This window comes from Streptomyces sp. NPDC025618 (assembly GCF_055558795.1).
The window spans coordinates 22,054-37,800 of record NZ_JBVHLW010000001.1 but is presented as its reverse complement, the minus strand read 5'-3'; the positions used below and the strand labels follow the sequence as shown (position 1 = coordinate 37,800).

13 protein-coding genes are annotated in these 15,747 nt (G+C 71.7%); 5 read left to right on the top strand and 8 right to left on the bottom strand.

Annotated elements, in window-relative coordinates:
- Nucleotides 1-139 precede the first annotated feature (139 nt).
- Together ACZ4A5_RS00175 and pgi are read left to right on the top strand one after the other, a co-directional pair.
- Nucleotides 140-1,411: an MFS transporter gene (locus tag ACZ4A5_RS00175; protein ID WP_467576356.1), complete on the top strand. Its 1,272-nt coding sequence runs from the start codon at nucleotides 140-142 to the stop codon at nucleotides 1,409-1,411.
- Nucleotides 1,412-1,467: 56 nt separating this feature from the next.
- Complete coding sequence (pgi, locus tag ACZ4A5_RS00170) at nucleotides 1,468-3,117, top strand: glucose-6-phosphate isomerase (protein WP_467577218.1); 1,650 nt, start codon at nucleotides 1,468-1,470, stop codon at nucleotides 3,115-3,117.
- Between the two features lie 326 nt (nucleotides 3,118-3,443).
- Here the strand turns inward: pgi and pgl are convergent, their stop codons facing one another.
- From pgl to tkt, 5 genes are read right to left on the bottom strand one after another with little or no spacing between them, the layout of a single operon-like run.
- Nucleotides 3,444-4,226, bottom strand: coding sequence for a 6-phosphogluconolactonase (gene pgl, locus ACZ4A5_RS00165; protein ID WP_467576353.1), 783 nt, complete (start codon nucleotides 4,224-4,226; stop codon nucleotides 3,444-3,446).
- On the bottom strand, nucleotides 4,223-5,296 hold the full coding sequence (opcA, locus tag ACZ4A5_RS00160; RefSeq protein ID WP_467576350.1) for a glucose-6-phosphate dehydrogenase assembly protein OpcA: 1,074 nt from the start codon (nucleotides 5,294-5,296) through the stop codon (nucleotides 4,223-4,225). The genes pgl and opcA overlap by 4 nt, the downstream gene beginning before the upstream one ends.
- Nucleotides 5,293-6,819, bottom strand: coding sequence for a glucose-6-phosphate dehydrogenase (zwf, locus tag ACZ4A5_RS00155; RefSeq protein ID WP_398867132.1), 1,527 nt, complete (start codon nucleotides 6,817-6,819; stop codon nucleotides 5,293-5,295). The genes opcA and zwf overlap by 4 nt, the downstream gene beginning before the upstream one ends.
- Nucleotide 6,820: 1 nt before the next feature.
- Nucleotides 6,821-7,936, bottom strand: a complete 1,116-nt coding sequence (gene tal, locus ACZ4A5_RS00150; RefSeq protein ID WP_467576346.1) for a transaldolase — start codon at nucleotides 7,934-7,936, stop codon at nucleotides 6,821-6,823.
- A gap of 35 nt (nucleotides 7,937-7,971) precedes the next feature.
- Entirely contained in the window at nucleotides 7,972-10,059 is a 2,088-nt protein-coding gene (gene tkt / locus ACZ4A5_RS00145) for a transketolase (RefSeq protein WP_467576343.1), read from the bottom strand.
- A gap of 463 nt (nucleotides 10,060-10,522) precedes the next feature.
- Between tkt and ACZ4A5_RS00140 the strand changes: the two genes are divergently transcribed.
- From ACZ4A5_RS00140 to ACZ4A5_RS00130, 3 genes are all read left to right on the top strand, one after another.
- The gene (locus tag ACZ4A5_RS00140) at nucleotides 10,523-11,464 is read left to right on the top strand and encodes a heme o synthase (protein WP_467576340.1); all 942 of its coding nucleotides are present in this window, start codon (nucleotides 10,523-10,525) and stop codon (nucleotides 11,462-11,464) included.
- Between the two features lie 24 nt (nucleotides 11,465-11,488).
- On the top strand, nucleotides 11,489-11,842 hold the full coding sequence (locus ACZ4A5_RS00135; RefSeq protein WP_467576337.1) for a hypothetical protein: 354 nt from the start codon (nucleotides 11,489-11,491) through the stop codon (nucleotides 11,840-11,842).
- Between the two features lie 61 nt (nucleotides 11,843-11,903).
- The gene (locus tag ACZ4A5_RS00130) at nucleotides 11,904-12,950 is read left to right on the top strand and encodes an amidohydrolase (RefSeq protein WP_467576334.1); all 1,047 of its coding nucleotides are present in this window, start codon (nucleotides 11,904-11,906) and stop codon (nucleotides 12,948-12,950) included.
- On the opposite strand, the gene ACZ4A5_RS00125 is transcribed toward ACZ4A5_RS00130, so the two are convergent.
- From ACZ4A5_RS00125 to ACZ4A5_RS00115, 3 genes are all read right to left on the bottom strand, one after another.
- Complete coding sequence (locus ACZ4A5_RS00125; RefSeq protein WP_467576331.1) at nucleotides 12,923-13,912, bottom strand: COX15/CtaA family protein; 990 nt, start codon at nucleotides 13,910-13,912, stop codon at nucleotides 12,923-12,925. The two genes, ACZ4A5_RS00130 and ACZ4A5_RS00125, sit on opposite strands and share 28 nt — an antisense overlap.
- A gap of 78 nt (nucleotides 13,913-13,990) precedes the next feature.
- Complete coding sequence (locus tag ACZ4A5_RS00120; protein WP_467576328.1) at nucleotides 13,991-14,776, bottom strand: ABC transporter permease; 786 nt, start codon at nucleotides 14,774-14,776, stop codon at nucleotides 13,991-13,993.
- A complete protein-coding gene (locus ACZ4A5_RS00115) occupies nucleotides 14,773-15,744 on the bottom strand; it encodes an ABC transporter ATP-binding protein (protein WP_467576325.1) in 972 nt (323 codons plus the stop codon). Before ACZ4A5_RS00115 ends, ACZ4A5_RS00120 begins: the two co-directional genes overlap by 4 nt.
- Nucleotides 15,745-15,747: the final 3 nt, after the last annotated feature.

The window sequence follows — 15,747 nt, the reverse complement described above, 5'->3', positions numbered from 1 at the left end:
CACCCACAAATCTAGGAGGTAAGGTTCAAACGACACAACAACAAGCCCCCCCCCCCCCCCCCCCGAACACCCCCCCCCCCCGGGCCGTTGTCAGTGGTGGCCGGTACGGTCTTCGACAGGTCATCCTCCGGGGGGAATCATGACAGCTGTCGAGGATCCGACGGTCGTACCGATCACATCAACGGCCCTGGGCCCGGCGGGAGTTCGGAGCGGGTTCGGGCGGCTGTGGTCCGCGGCCGTGGTGTCGCGCCTCGGCGACGCGCTGCGCGGTGCCGCGCTCCCGCTGCTCGCCGTCTCCCTCACGGATTCACCGCTGCTCGTCTCGCTGGTGACGGCGAGCGGCTTCCTGCCCTGGCTGCTCTTCGGGCTCCTCGGCGGCGCGCTCGCCGACCGGGTCGACCAGCGGCGGGCGATGTGGACGGTCGACGTGCTCCGCGGCGCGCTGGTGGCCGCCTTCGCGGCCGCCGTCGCCCTCGGGTACGCCACGATCGGGCTGCTGATCGCGCTCGCCTTCCTCCTCACCACTCTCCAGACGCTTTTCGACAACGCCGCCACCGCCCTGCTGCCCGCCCTGGTGCCCCCGGAGGGGCTCGGCCGGGCCAATGCCAGGCTGATGACCGGACAGCAGATCGCCGGGACGTTCCTGGGCGCGCCCCTGGTCCCGGTGCTGCTCGCCGTGGGCGCCGCGATGCCCTTCGCGGCCGACGCCGCCACCTATCTCCTGGCGGCCGCCCTCGTGGCGACCCTGCGGATACCGGCGCCCGCACGGGAGCCGCGCCCCGCCGGGCGCACGCTCCGCCACGAGACGGCCCAAGGTCTGCGGGCGCTGTGGCGCGATCGCACGCTGCGCGCGCTGTGCGTATCGACCACGCTGTGCAACGTGGCGATAGGGGCGCTCATCGCGAGCCTGCCGCTGCTCGTCACCCGATGGCTGCACGGCGGCGACGGAGGCTACGCGGCCGTCGTCGCCGCGTACGGCGTGGGCGGCGTCGCCGGAGGGCTGTCGGCGGGCCGGCTCGTGGAGCGCTTCGGGCCGGTGCGGTGCATGCTGCTGGGCGGCGCCCTCCAGACGGCCTGCCTGGTGACGCTCGGCTCGGTGCGCGAACTGCCCGTCGCCGTCGCCGCCCTGGGCCTCTTCGGCTGCGCCGGCATGGTCTGGAACGTCACCCAGACGACGCTCATGCAGCGGCGAGCCCCGGAAGGGATGCTCGGGCGGATCAGCGCCGCCTTCCGCACCCTCGCCATCGCGGGCGCGCCGTTCGGGGCGCTGGCCGCGGGGGCGGTCGCCGCCGCGTGGGGGCCGAACGCGCCCATGCCGCCCGCCGCCGCGCTCTTCGCGCTCGCCGTCCTCGCCCTGCTGCCGGCCGTGGACCGCGCCGGAAAGGACACGACGTCTCATACCGCGCTCTGATCACATAGGTTGGGGAGCGGCGGGGCAGCTACGAGAAGAATGGGCTGATGTCCGAGATGAACGCAGAGGGCCGCAGGCTCGACCAGACGCCTGAGTGGAACGCACTGGCCAAGCACCGGGAAGAGCTCGGGGAGGTACACCTGCGACAGCTGTTCGCGGATGATCCCCAGCGGGCCGGGCGCTTGACGCTCACCGTCGGCGATCTGCACGTCGACTACTCCAAGCACCTGGTCACCGACGAGACGCTGCGCCTGCTGCGCGAGCTGGCGGCGTCGGCCGGGGTGGCGGAGCTGCGGGACGCGATGTTCCGCGGCGAGAAGATCAACACCACCGAGGACCGCGCCGTGCTGCACACCGCGCTGCGCGCCCCCGAGTCGGCGGTGATCAAGGCCGACGGCGAGAACGTCGTCCCCGCCGTGCACGCCGTGCTGCGCAAGATGCAGGTCTTCACCGACCGGGTGCGCTCCGGTGACTGGAAGGGTCACACCGGCAAGCCGATCAAGAACGTCGTCAACATCGGCATCGGCGGCTCCGACCTCGGTCCGGCGATGGCCTACGAGGCGCTGCGGTCCTACACGGCGCGTGACATGACGTTCCGTTTCGTCTCCAACGTCGACGGCGCGGACCTGCACGAGGCGGTGCGCGACCTCGACGCGGCCGAGACGCTGTTCATCATCGCCTCGAAGACCTTCACCACGATCGAGACGATCACCAACGCCACCTCGGCGCGCAACTGGCTGCTGACGGAGCTGCGGGCGGGCGAGGAGGCCGTCGCCAAGCACTTCGTCGCGCTGTCGACGAACGAGCGGAAGGTGTCGGAGTTCGGCATCGACCCGACCAACATGTTCGAGTTCTGGGACTGGGTCGGCGGCCGTTATTCGTATGACTCGGCCATCGGCCTGTCCCTGATGCTCGCGATCGGGCCGGACCACTTCCGGGAGATGCTCGCCGGTTTCCACCTGGTCGACGAGCACTTCCGGTGCGCGCCGCCCGAGGAGAACGTCCCGCTGCTGCTGGGCCTGCTCGGCATCTGGTACGGCAACTTCCACGGCGCGCAGTCGCACGCGGTGCTGCCCTACAGCCACTACCTGTCGAAGTTCGCGGCCTATCTCCAGCAGCTCGACATGGAGTCCAACGGCAAGTCCGTCGACCGCGAGGGCAACCCCGTCAACTGGCAGACCGGGCCGGTCGTCTGGGGCACGCCGGGCACCAACGGGCAGCACGCCTATTACCAGTTGATCCACCAGGGCACGAAGCTGATCCCGGCGGACTTCATCGGCTTCGCCAAGCCGGTGGACGACCTGCTGCCGGGTCTGGTCGCCCAGCACGACTTGCTGATGGCCAATCTCTTCGCCCAGGGGCAGGCGCTCGCCTTCGGCAAGACCGCGGAGGAGGTCGCCGCGGAGGGCGTCCCGGCGGAGCTCGTCCCGCACAAGACCTTCCGGGGCAACCACCCGACGACGACGATCCTCGCCAGCGAGCTGACTCCGTCGGTGCTCGGGCAGCTGATCGCGCTCTACGAGCACAAGGTGTTCGTCCAGGGCGCGGTCTGGAACATCGACTCCTTCGACCAGTGGGGCGTCGAGCTCGGCAAGGTCCTCGCGAAGCGGGTCGAGCCCGCGCTCACCGCGGGCTCGGAGGTGGCGGGGCTCGACGCGTCCACCGCCGCGCTGGTCGCGCGTTACCGCGAGCTGCGGGGGCGCTGACCGCTGGGTGTGACGGGGGGTCTTCCCTTGCCCGCTTCTTTCGTGGACCGGGGGAGACCCTCTGCCCCTGGGCGGGGTTCGGGGTGCGGTGCTCCGGCTTCGTTCTTGGTGCGGCTTGGTGGTCGGTGCGCCTACCGGGGGTGCGGCTTGCGTTTTGCCGGGCGGCTGCGGGTGCGTTGTGGTTGGGCGCGCAGTTCCCCGCGCCCCTGATGGGGCGCCGCCCGGTCCCTAGCTGACGTTCGGCACCGGGTTTTGCTCGGCTTCAGCGCTGACATGCCGATGGCCCGTCCCCACGCAGGGGGCGGGCCATCGGCATCGGTGGAGCGTCAGGACGAAGCCGGAGGGTACAGGCTTCGCGGCAGTTGGGCCGCCGCGGGCGCGTCCAGCAGCCACAGTGTGCGCCGGGTGCCGTACGCGCCCGCCGCCGGTGCCTGGATCTCGCCCGCGCCGGACAGCGCCATCGCCACCGCGTTCGCCTTGTCCTCGCCCGCCGCGAGGAGCCAGACCTCGCGGGCCGCGCGGATCGCCGGGAGCGTCAGGGAGACCCTCGTCGGCGGCGGCTTCGGCGCGCCGTGCACCCCGATGACCGTGCGCTCGGTCTCCCGCACCCCCGGCAGCTCCGGGAACAGCGACGCGATGTGCGTGTCCGGGCCGACGCCCAGCAGCAGCACGTCGAAGGCGGGCACGGGGCCGTGGTCCTCGGGCCGCGCGGCGGCCGCGAGTTCGGCCGCGTACGCCTCCGCCGCGGCGTCCGGGTCGTTGCCGTACCGGTCGCCGGCCGGGGGCATCACATGCACCCGGGCGGGGTCCAGCGGCACCGAGTCCAGGAGCGCCTCGCGCGCCTGGGTCACATTGCGCTCGGGGTCGCCCTCGGGTAGGAAGCGCTCGTCGCCCCACCACAGGTCCAGCCGGGACCAGTCCACCGCGTCGCGCGCGGGCGCCTCGGCGAGGGCCGCGAGCAGCCCGTTGCCGTTGCGCCCGCCCGTGAGGACGACGGAGGCGGAGCCCCGGGCGGCCTGCGCGTCCACGATCTTCGTGATCAGCCGGGCCGCCGCGGCCTGCGCCATCAGCTCCTTGTCCCGGTGGACGACGATCTGCGGAGTGCTCACTTGCCGGCCGCCTTCTTGCCGCCGGTCTTCCTGGCGGGCGCGGGCTTGGCACCGGCGGCACCGGCGGTCTCGGCCGCCTCCGCCCGCGGAGCCTCCGGGGCGGCCCCGGCCGTCTTCGCCGCCGCCGTGGCCGCGGGTGCCTGCGGCTGGCCGAGCCGCTCCACGCCGTACTTCAGCGCCGACGCGTAGGTGTCGTCCGGGTCGAGCCGCCGGAGTTCCTCGGCGAGGAGCTCGGCGGTGTCGCGCCGGTTGAGCGCCACCGCGCGGTCGGGCTGGCCCGGCATGGAGAGCGTGGCCAGGGAGCCGTCCGGGCGGTCCAGCACGATGGGGCCGTTCTTGGTCTCCATGCGTACGGCCGTGAGGCCCGGACCGTCGGAGACGGTCCGGCTGACCGGCACGCCGAGGCGGTCGGCGAGCCACATCGCGAGCAGCTCGCCGCTCGGGTTGTAGCCCTCGCCCGTGACATCGGCGGAGACGATCTCGACCTGCTGCTGGTCGAGCGCGGCCGCGAGCATCGAGCGCCACGGCGTGATGCGGGTCCAGGCCAGGTCGGTGTCGCCCGGCGCGTAGTGCGCGGCGCGGGCCGCCAGCTCCGTGAGGGGGTCCTCGGCGGCGTAGGCGTCGGTGACCCGGCGCTGGGCGAGCGAACCGAGCGGGTCCTTCTCCGGGTTGGCCGGGGAGGCCACCGGCCACCAGACGACCACGGGGGCGTCGGGCAGCAGCAGCGGCAGCACGACCGACTGGGCGTGGTCGATGACGTCGCCGTGGAGCCGCAGCACCACGGTCTCGCCGGTGCCCGCCGAGGTGCCCACGCGGACCTCCGCGTCGAGGCGGGCCTTGGCCCGGTCGCGCGGCGAGCGGCTGGCGCGCTTGATGACGACGAGCTTGCGCGAGGGGTGCTCGCGCGATGCCTCGTTGGCCGCCTTCAGCGCGTCGTAGGCGTGCTCCTCGTCGGTGACGATGACCAGGGTCAGCACCATGCCGATGGCGGGGGTGCCGATGGCGCGGCGGCCCTGGACCAGCGCGTTGTTGATCTTGCTGGACGTGGTGTCCGTCAGGTCGATTTTCATGGCCGGCGCCAGCTCCGTCCGTCACGTGCGAGCATCTCGTCCGCCTCGACCGGGCCCCAGGTGCCCGCAGGGTAGGACGCGGGCTTGCCGTTGGATTCCCAGTACTGCTCGATCGGGTCCAGGATCTGCCAGGACAGCTCGACCTCCCGCAGCCGCGGGAAGAGGTTGGCGTCGCCGAGGAGCACATCGAGGATGAGCCGCTCGTACGCCTCGGGGCTGGACTCGGTGAAGGACTCGCCGTAGGCGAAGTCCATCGAGACGTCCCGGACCTCCATCGAGGTGCCCGGCACCTTCGAACCGAACCGCATGGTGACGCCCTCGTCCGGCTGCACCCGGATGACCAGGGCGTTCTGCCCCAGCTCCTCGGTGGCGGTGTGGTCGAAGGGCGAGTGCGGCGCGCGCTGGAAGACCACCGCGATCTCGGTCACGCGGCGGCCGAGCCGCTTGCCCGTGCGGAGATAGAAGGGGACGCCCGCCCAGCGGCGGTTGTCGATCTCCAGCTTGATCGCGGCGTAGGTGTCGGTCTTGGACGCCGGGTCGATGCCGTCCTCTTCGAGGTAGCCGACGACCTCCTCGCCGCCCTGCCAGCCGTGCGCGTACTGCCCGCGCACGGTCTCCTTGCCCAGGTCCTTGGGCAGTCGGACGGCGCCCAGCACCTTGGTCTTCTCCGCGACCAGCGCGTCGGCCTCGAAGGAGGCGGGCTCCTCCATGGCGGTCAGCGCGAGCAGCTGGAGCAGGTGGTTCTGGATGACGTCACGGGCGGCGCCGATGCCGTCGTAGTAGCCCGCGCGGCCGCCGATGCCGATGTCCTCGGCCATGGTGATCTGCACGTGGTCGACGTACGACCGGTTCCAGATCGGCTCGAAGAGGGTGTTGGCGAAGCGGAGCGCCAGGATGTTCTGGACGGTCTCCTTGCCCAGATAGTGGTCGATCCTGAAGACCTCTTCGGGCGGGAAGACCTCGTGGACGACCTGGTTGAGCTCCTGCGCGGAGGCGAGGTCGTGGCCGAAGGGTTTCTCGATGACGGCGCGCCGCCAGGAGCCCTGCTTCTGGTCGGCCAGGCCGTGCTTCTTCAGCTGCTGGACGACCTTGGGGAAGAACTTCGGCGGCACCGACAGATAGAAGGCGAAGTTGCCGCCCGTGCCCTGTGCCTTGTCCAGCTCGTGGATGGTGTCCTTGAGGGTCTCGAACGCCTCGTCGTCGTCGAAGTCGCCCTGCACGAACCGGCAGCCCTGCACCAGCTGCTGCCAGACCTCCTCACGGAAGGGCGTGCGCGAGTGCTCCTTGACGGCGTCGTGCACGATCTGGGCGAAGTCCTCGTTCTCCCAGTCGCGGCGCGCGAAGCCGATGAGCGAGAAGCCCGGCGGCAGGAGCCCCCGGTTCGCGAGGTCGTAGACCGCAGGCATCAGCTTTTTTCGGGACAAATCGCCCGTGACGCCAAAGATGACCAGGCCCGACGGCCCCGCGATACGCGGGAGCCGTCGGTCCTGAGCGTCACGCAGCGGATTGCTGCTTGTGCTCAACTCACGCCTCCGGAGCGAGGCGCTTGAGCTCCGCCTCGGTGGACTTCAGCAGGTCGTTCCAGGACTGCTCGAACTTGTCGACGCCCTCGTCCTCGAGCAGCTGGACGACCTCGTCGTACGAGATGCCCAGCTTGGCGAGCGCGTCGAGCTCGGCCTTGGCCTGCTCGTACGTGCCGCGCACCGTGTCGCCGGTGATCTGCCCGTGGTCGGCCGTGGCCTCGAGGGTGGCCTCCGGCATGGTGTTGACCGTGTTCGGGGCGACCAGGTCGTCCACGTACAGCGTGTCCTTGTAGGCCGGGTCCTTGACGCCGGTCGAGGCCCACAGCGGACGCTGCTTGTTGGCGCCCAGCTTCTCCAGGGCGGCCCAGCGGTCGGAGGAGAAGACCTCCTCGTACGCCTGGTAGGCGAGGCGGGCGTTGGCCAGGGCGGCCTTGCCGCGCAGCGCCTTCGCCTCGTCGGTGCCCAGCGCGTCCAGGCGCTTGTCGATCTCGCTGTCCACGCGGGACACGAAGAAGGACGCGACCGAGTGGATCAGCGACAGGTCCAGGCCCGCGGCCCTGGCCTTCTCCAGACCGGTCAGGTAGGCGTCCATGACCGCGCGGTAGCGCTCCAGCGAGAAGATCAGCGTGACGTTGACGCTGATGCCCTTGCCGATCACCTCGGCGATGGCCGGCAGGCCCGCCTTGGTCGCCGGGATCTTGATCAGGGTGTTGGGGCGGTCCACCAGCCAGGCCAGCTGCTTGGCCTCGGCGACGGTGGCCGTCGTCTCGTGCGCCAGGCGCGGGTCGACCTCGATGGAGACCCGGCCGTCCTGGCCGTCGGTCGCGTCGAAGACCGGGCGCAGGATGTCGGCGGCGTCACGGACGTCCGCCGTCGTGATCATGCGGATCGCCTCCTCGACGGTGACCTTGCGGGCCGCGAGGTCGGTGAGCTGCTGCTCGTAGCCGTCGCCGCCGGAGATCGCCTTCTGGAAGATCGACGGGTTGGTGGTGACACCCACGACGTGGCTCTGGTCGATCAGCTCGGCGAGGTTGCCGGACGTGATGCGCTTGCGGGACAGGTCGTCCAGCCAGATCGCGACGCCTTCGTCGGAGAGGCGCTTGAGTGCGTCTGTCATCGGGATTGCATCTCCTACAGGTTGAAGCGGTCGCGTCAGCGACGGTTGGCGTCGGCGAGCTCGATCGACTCGCGGGCGGCGGCCACGACGGCCTCGGCGGTCAGACCGAACTCGCGGTAGAGGATCTTGTAGTCCGCGGAGGCGCCGAAGTGCTCCAGCGAGACGATCCGGCCGGCGTCGCCGACGAACCGGTGCCAGGTCAGGCCGATGCCGGCCTCGACGGCCACGCGGGCCTTGACGTCCGGCAGCAGCACGCCGTCGCGGTACGCCTGGTCCTGCTCCTCGAACCACTCGACCGACGGCATGGAGACCACGCGGGTCGGGATGCCCTCGGCCTGGAGCACGTCACGGGCCTCGACGGCCAGCTGGACCTCGGAGCCGGTGCCGATCAGGATCACCTGCGGCCGGCCGCCCTCGGCCTCGAAGAGGACGTAGCCGCCCTTGGCGGCGCCCTCGTTGGCCTCGTACGTCGGGACGTTCTGGCGGGTCAGCGCCAGGCCGTGCGGCGCCGGGTTCGTGGAGTGGCGCTTGGTGATCTCGCGCCAGGCGATCGCCGTCTCGTTGGCGTCCGCCGGGCGGACCATGTTCAGGCCCGGGATGGCCCGCAGCGCGGCCATGTGCTCGACCGGCTGGTGGGTCGGGCCGTCCTCGCCGAGACCGATGGAGTCGTGCGTCCACACATAGGTGACCGGCAGCTTCATCAGGGCGGCCAGGCGGACGGCCGGGCGCATGTAGTCGGAGAACACCAGGAAGGTGCCGCCGTAGACGCGGGTGTTGCCGTGCAGCGCGATGCCGTTCATGGTCGAACCCATGGCGTGCTCGCGGATGCCGAAGTGGATCGTGCGGCCGTACGGGCTCGCCTCGGGGAGCGGGTTGCCCTCCGGGAGGAACGAGGACGACGCGTCGATCGTGGTGTTGTTCGAGCCGGCGAGGTCGGCGGAGCCGCCCCACAGCTCGGGCAGCACGCCGCCCAGCGCCTTGAGTACCTCGCCGGACGCCTTGCGGGTCGCGACGTCCTTGCCGGCCGGGAAGACGGGGAGCGCGTGCTCCCAGCCGTCGGGCAGCTCGCCCGCGGTGATGCGGTCCAGCTCGGCGGCGCGCTCCGGGTTGGAGGTGCGCCACTCCTGGAGCTGCTTGTCCCAGGTCGCGTGGGCCTCGCGGCCGCGGTCGACGACCTTGCGGGCGTGCGCGAAGACCTCGTCCTCGACCTGGAAGGTCTGCTCCGGGTCGAAGCCCATGACGCGCTTGGTGGCGGCCACCTCGGCGTCACCGAGGGCCGAGCCGTGCGACGCCTCGGTGTTCTGGGCGTTCGGGGCCGGCCAGGCGATGATCGTGCGCGCGGCGATGATCGACGGGCGCTCGGTCTCCTCCTGCGCCGCCTTCAGGGCGGCGTAGAGGGCCTGGATGTCGAAGTCGCCGTTCTCGGCCTGCTCGATGCGCTGGACGTGCCAGCCGTACGCCTCGTAGCGCGCCAGGACGTCCTCGGAGAAGGCGGTCTCGGTGTCGCCCTCGATCGAGATGTGGTTGTCGTCGTAGAGCGCGACGATGTTGCCGAGCTTCTGGTGGCCGGCCAGCGAGGACGCCTCGGCGGAGATGCCCTCCTCCAGGTCGCCGTCGGAGACGATCGCCCAGATGGTGTGGTCGAACGGGGACGCGCCCTTCGGGGCCTCCGGGTCGAACAGGCCGCGCTCGTAGCGGGCGGCCATCGCCATGCCCACGGCGTTGGCGATGCCCTGGCCCAGCGGGCCGGTGGTGGTCTCCACGCCGCGGGTGTGGCCGTGCTCCGGGTGACCGGGGGTCTTGCTGCCCCAGGTGCGGAACGCCTTCAGGTCCGCGAGCTCCAGGCCGTAGCCGGCCAGGAAGAGCTGGACGTAGAGCGTGAGGCTGGTGTGGCCGGGGGAGAGGACGAACCGGTCGCGGCCGGCCCAGTCGGCGTCGCTCGGGTCGTGCCGCATCAGCTTCTGGAACAGCAGATAGGCGGCGGGCGCCAGGCTCATGGCCGTGCCCGGATGGCCGTTGCCGACCTTCTGCACGGAGTCCATGGCCAGGACGCGGGCGGTATCGACGGCCCGCTGGTCCAGTTCGGTCCACTCGAGGTCTGTTGTGGTCGGCTTGGTGCTCACCCTCGGTTCAGGGCTCCTCTCCACATGTTTCGATTGCCGGGGGCGGTATGTTCCGCCACGACGCGGCGCTGTCGAGCCTACCCCGCAAGGGAGTGCGCCTTTTCGACACGCAGTCGGCTGCCCGACCCGACGTCCCGGGCAACCGGATCCGGATGACAAAGATTCCCGCCGCGGCTGCGGTGGTCATGGGTCCAGCCTGCCGGGGAGGGCGCCGTGGCGCCTCCCGAACGGGGCCACCGTGTCATGTTCCCCAAAGGCACGGTCCGATGCGCGGACACCGGTGATCGGGCCCTGATCGGGCACCGATCGGGTGCTGATCGGCTCCGCTACGGCCCCAACACGACCCCACCCCGGCGAAGGCCGGGGTATCCCCTACGTCTAGAGTGGCGTGGTAAGCGCAAGCCTTTGCCGGGTCGATCCATGCCCGAGGTGCTTGCTGGCCTTATCTCTGTCAGGGGTGTGCGTGACGGCCGTCGAATCCCGTCCTGCGGGGGTGCTCTCGGAGACCTCCGGTCACCGGCCGTTCGGGGCCCGGGTCAAGGCATTCGTGGCGCTGACCAAGCCGCGGATCATCGAGCTGCTGCTCATGACGACCGTGCCGGTGATGTTCCTCGCCGCGCAGGGCGTGCCCGACCTGTGGCTGGTCCTCGCCACGTGCATCGGTGGTTATCTGTCCGCGGGCGGCGCCGGCGCGTACAACATGTACATCGACCGGGACATCGACGCGCTGATGGAGCGCACGGCCCAGCGTCCCCTGGTGACCGGGATGGTCTCGCCGAAGGAGTGCCTGGTCTTCGCCACGGCACTGACCGCCGGCTCCACCGTCTGGTTCTGGTTCCTGGTCAACCCGCTGTCGGCGATGCTGGCGCTGGGGGCCAACGCCTTCTACGTCGTCATCTACACGATGCTCCTCAAGCGCCGCACCGCGCAGAACATCGTCTGGGGCGGCATCGCCGGCTGCCTGCCGGTCCTCATCGGCTGGTCCGCCGTCACGAACTCGGTCTCCTGGGCCTCGCTCGTCCTCTTCCTCGTCATGTTCTTCTGGACGCCGCCGCATTACTGGCCGCTGTCGATGAAGGTCAAGGGCGACTACGAGCGCGCCGGCGTGCCCATGCTCCCGGTCATCGCGGGCAACAAGGCGGTCGCCCGGCAGATCGTCCTCTACAGCTGGGTGATGGTCGCCGTCTCGCTGACGCTCCAGCCGCTGGGCTACACCGGCTGGTTCTACACGATCGTGGCGGCCGTGCTCGGCGGCATGTGGCTCAAGGAGGCGCACGCGCTCCAGGGCCGCGCCAACGCCGAGATCACCGGGGCGAAGCTCAAGGAGATGCGCCTCTTCCACTGGTCGATCACCTATGTGTCGCTGCTCTTCGCGGCAGTGGCCGTGGATCCCTTCCTCCGGTAATTACCGGCCGGTAGCATCCTGCGTATGGCAGACACCACCACGCAGGCCGCAGCCACCGCACCCGACGCCCGGGCCGAGCGCAAGGCGGCCCGGCTCGCCCGGCAGATCGGCGCCTTCGCCAAGAGCCACGGCGGCACCGCCGAGGGCCAGCTGGCGCACATCGCCCGCGGCACCGTCCGCGTCGCCCTCGTCGGCGCCAACGGCGAGTGGGGCACCCTGATCGCCCCCTCCATGGAGATCGCGGAGAAGGCCGCGGAGCTCGCCGGGCTCACGCTCCACGACGACTTCGACGGCGAGCTCGCCGCCAAGGTCCGCACCGGTCCGTACGAATGGTCCCGTATGGCCGGCATCCAGCTCGGCGGCCCCGGCAATAACTGAGCGCCCCCTCACCCGTTAGACCCGCCGGGAGCGGGACTCGGCACGGGGGGCGAGGGCGCGGATGGACGGCATGCCGCCGATCGTGGATCAGCACAGCCACGGCACGGTCCACGGCGAGCTGGGGCTCGGGAAGTTCGAGACGCACCTCGCCGCGGCCGCCGGGTCCACCGGCCCCGCGCCGCCCGGCACCACCTTCTTCGACAGCCCCGCGGGCCTCGCCGTGCGCCGCTGGTGCCCGCCCCTGCTCGGCCTCGAACCGTACTGCGCGCCGGTCCGCTATCTGGCCCGGCGGCGGGAGCTGGGCGCCTACCGCGCCGGGCGGCTGCTGCTGCGCGGCGCGGGCATCGGCACCTTCCTGCTGGAGTCCGGCGCGCCGGGCGCCCTCACCTCGGCCGCGGAGCTGGCCTACGCGGCCGACGGGCACGCCCACGACGTCGTACGGCTCGAACCACTCGCCGAACAGATCGCCGACACCTCCGGCAGCGCCGGATCCTTCGCCGCCCATGTCGCCGAGGCGCTGTGGGCGGCCGCGCGCGGCGCCACCGCCTTCGCCTCCGGGATCCGCTCCTGCGACGGGACCCCTCCCGAGCCGCCCGAGGTCCGCAGGGCGGTCGACCGCTGGCTGCGCACGCGCCGCCCGGGCGGCCCCCTGGACGAGCCCGTGCTCGCCTGCCATCTGCTGTGGACGGCTGTCGCCACCGGGCTGCCCGTGCAACTGCACTGCCCCGACCCACGGCGCGTGACGCGCTTCCTGCGCGCCACCGAGGGCCTGGGGACCGATCTGGTGCTGCTGCCCGACCCCTCGCACCGCCGGCAGGCGGCACGGCTGGCCGCGGGCTTCCCGCACGTGTACGCGGACGTGGGCACCCGGCCCGGGGAGAGCCTGGGCGAGGCGCCGTTCGGCAAGCTGGTGTTCTCCACCGGGGCGCGGGCGCTGGCGGAGCTCTATGTGGTCGGCGCCCGGACCTTCTCGCAGGCCATGGACCGGCTCATGAAGGACTGGGTCGCCGACGGGGTGTGCCGGCGGGCGGAGGCGGGGCGGATCGCCTCGCTCGTCGCCGCAGGCACCGCCCGCAGGATCTACCGGCTCGGGACGGAGGCCGGCTGAAGCGCGTCGTGCTCGCCGGCGGGGGCGGGCACGGAGGCGAGCTCGCCGCGGTCGCGCAGCGCCAGGAAGACCCGCAGGACGGCGATCCACACGAGGCAGGAGCCGAGCATGTGGGCGCCGACGATCAGCTCCGGCTGGCCGGTGAAGTACTGCACGTACCCTATGACGCCCTGGAGCAGCAGCACGGCGAACAGCTCGGTGACCCGGCGGCTCGGCGCCGCGGCCGCCTTGACGGCCCGCAGGGTGAACCACAGGGCGACGGTCAGGCCGACCACCACGAACACGAAGTCGACGTGCAGCTGGGTCAGTTCACGCCAGTCCAGCGGGATGCGGTGGACGTTCTTGGAAGCGTCGCCCGCGTGCTTGCCCGCGCCGGTGACCACGGTGCCGATCACGATCAGCAGGGCGCTGGCGACGACCAGCAGCCAGCTCATCTGCCGCACCGGACGGGCCACCAGATCGCGCGGCTCGGCGTCGCCCTCGCGGCTGCGCTGCCACATCACCACGGCGACCGTCAGCAGCGCGGTGGACAGCAGGAAGTGGGCGCTGACGATGTACGGGTTGAGGCCCGTCAGCACCGTGATGCCACCGACGACGGCGTTGCCCATGACGATCCAGAACTGCGCCCAGCCCAGGCGGGTCAGCGAGCGCCGGCGCGGCTCACGCGCGCGTGCCGCGATGATCGCGAAACCGACGACGCCGCACAGGACGTACGTCAGCATGCGGTTGCTGAACTCGATGACGCCGTTGATGCCCATCGCGCGCGTGGGCGTCAGGCTCTCGTCGGTGCAGGTCGGCCACGTCGGGCAGCCGAGCCCCGACTGGGTCAGCCGGACCGCGCCGCCGGTCACCACGATGACCACGGCCATGACCACACAGGCGAGCGCGGCCCGCTGGACGAGACGCGCGGAAGGCTGCCAGCGGTCGGCGATCAGCTGGAGGGGGTTCATCGTATTCGGCACGGAGCCATCGTAAGGGCCAGCTTGTGCACGGATTCACGAGGGGGGTGCGTGGCGAATTGCCCGATGTCCGCAGGGGGCTTATTCCCAGCGGAAGAAGCGCGCCGCGGCGCCCAGCCCGAGCACCGCCCAGACCGCGAGGATGCCAAGGTCGGCCCAGGGGACGCCCGCGCCGTGCTGGAGCACGTCCCGCAGGCCGCCGGAGAGTGCCGAGATCGGCAGCAGCTCGAGCGCCGACCGGGCGGCGGCCGGGAACTTGTCCAGCGACACGATCACCCCGCCGCCGACGAGCAGCAGCAGGAAGACGAGGTTCGCCGCGGCCAGCGTCGCCTCGGCCTTGAGGGTGCCCGCCATCAGCAGGCCGAGACCGGAGAAGGCCGCGGTGCCGAGCACGAGCAGCAGGACGACGGCGAAGGGATTGCCGTGCGGGGACCAGCCCAGCGCGAACGCGATCACCGTCAGCAGGACGATCTGGAGCACCTCCGTGACCAGCACGGAGCACGTCTTCGCGGTCATCAGCCCCCAGCGCGGCAGCGGGGAGGCGCCGAGCCGCTTCAGGACGCCGTAGCGGCGCTCGAAGCCGGTCGCGATGGCCTGGCCGGTGAAGGCCGTCGACAGCACCGCCAGTGCCAGGACGCCCGGGGCGAGGAAGTCGACGGCCTTGCCCTCGCCCGTGTCGACGATGTCGACCGAGCTGAAGAGCACCAGCAGGAGGGTCGGGATGACGACGGTCAGCAGGAGCTGCTCGCCGTTGCGCAGCAGCATCCGGGTCTCCAGCGCGGCCTGCGCGCGGATCATCCGGCCCAGCGGCGCGGCCCCGGGCGCGGGCGTGAAGGTGCCGGCGCTCGTGCTCGTCTCGGCGCTCATGCGCGCAGCTCCTTGCCGGTCAGTTCCAGGAAGACGTCCTCCAGCGTGTGCCGTTCCACCGCTATGCGGTCCGGCATGACCCCGTGCTGCGCGCACCATATGGTGACCGTCGCCAGCAGCTGGGGGTCGATCTTGCCGCTGACCCGGTACGTACCGGGCGTGAGCTCCACCGCCGCGGAGTCCGCGGGCAGGGCCTTGAGGAGCGAGGCGAGGTCGAGCGCCGGGCGGCCGCTGAAGCGGAGCGTGTTCTCGGCGCCGCCTCGGCAGAGCTCCTCGGGGCTGCCCTGGGCGATGACCTTGCCGCTGTCGATGATGGCGACGTCGTCGGCCAGGGCCTCCGCCTCGTCCATGTAGTGCGTGGTCAGGACGACGGTGACGCCGTCCTGGCACAGCTCGCGCACCAGGTCCCAGGTGGCGTGCCGGGCCTGCGGGTCGAGCCCGGCCGTCGGCTCGTCGAGGAAGACCAGCTCGGGGCGGCCGACGACGGCCATCGCGAGGGAGAGCCGCTGCTGCTGGCCGCCGGACAGCCGCCGGTAGGCGGTCCGCCCGCAGCTCTCCAGGCCGAGCCGCTCGATGAGCATGCCGACGTCGAGGGGGTGGGCGTGCAGCGAGGCGGTGTGGCGCAGCATCTCCTCCGCGCGGGCGCCCGCGTAGACGCCCCCGCTCTGGAGCATCACGCCGACGCGCGGCCGCAGCGCGGCGGCGTCGGCGACCGGGTCGAGGCCGAGCACGCGCACGGTGCCGGCGTCGGGGCGGCGGTAGCCCTCGCAGGTCTCGACGGTGGTCGTCTTGCCCGCGCCGTTGGGGCCGAGCACGGCGGTGAGGGAGCCGCGGGCGACGGACAGGTCGAGGCCGTCGACGGCGGTTTTCGGCCCGTACCGCTTCACCAGCCCGCGGACCTCGACCGCGGGCTCACGGCCGGGGGGCGGGGGGACGGCCGGGCTGTCCCCCGGGAAGACGCTGCGCATGGC

What these genes read in the sequence shown, in the direction of transcription:
- opcA (WP_467576350.1), bottom strand. Translation starts at nt 5,296, where the DNA reads ATGAAAATCGACCTGACGGACACCACGTCCAGCAAGATCAACAACGCG.
- ACZ4A5_RS00115 (WP_467576325.1), bottom strand. Translation starts at nt 15,744, where the DNA reads ATGCGCAGCGTCTTCCCGGGGGACAGCCCGGCCGTCCCCCCGCCCCCC.
- ACZ4A5_RS00120 (WP_467576328.1), bottom strand. Translation starts at nt 14,776, where the DNA reads ATGAGCGCCGAGACGAGCACGAGCGCCGGCACCTTCACGCCCGCGCCC.
- pgi (WP_467577218.1), top strand. Translation starts at nt 1,468, where the DNA reads ATGAACGCAGAGGGCCGCAGGCTCGACCAGACGCCTGAGTGGAACGCA.
- ACZ4A5_RS00135 (WP_467576337.1), top strand. Translation starts at nt 11,489, where the DNA reads ATGGCAGACACCACCACGCAGGCCGCAGCCACCGCACCCGACGCCCGG.
- ACZ4A5_RS00130 (WP_467576334.1), top strand. Translation starts at nt 11,904, where the DNA reads ATGGACGGCATGCCGCCGATCGTGGATCAGCACAGCCACGGCACGGTC.
- ACZ4A5_RS00175 (WP_467576356.1), top strand. Translation starts at nt 140, where the DNA reads ATGACAGCTGTCGAGGATCCGACGGTCGTACCGATCACATCAACGGCC.
- tal (WP_467576346.1), bottom strand. Translation starts at nt 7,936, where the DNA reads ATGACAGACGCACTCAAGCGCCTCTCCGACGAAGGCGTCGCGATCTGG.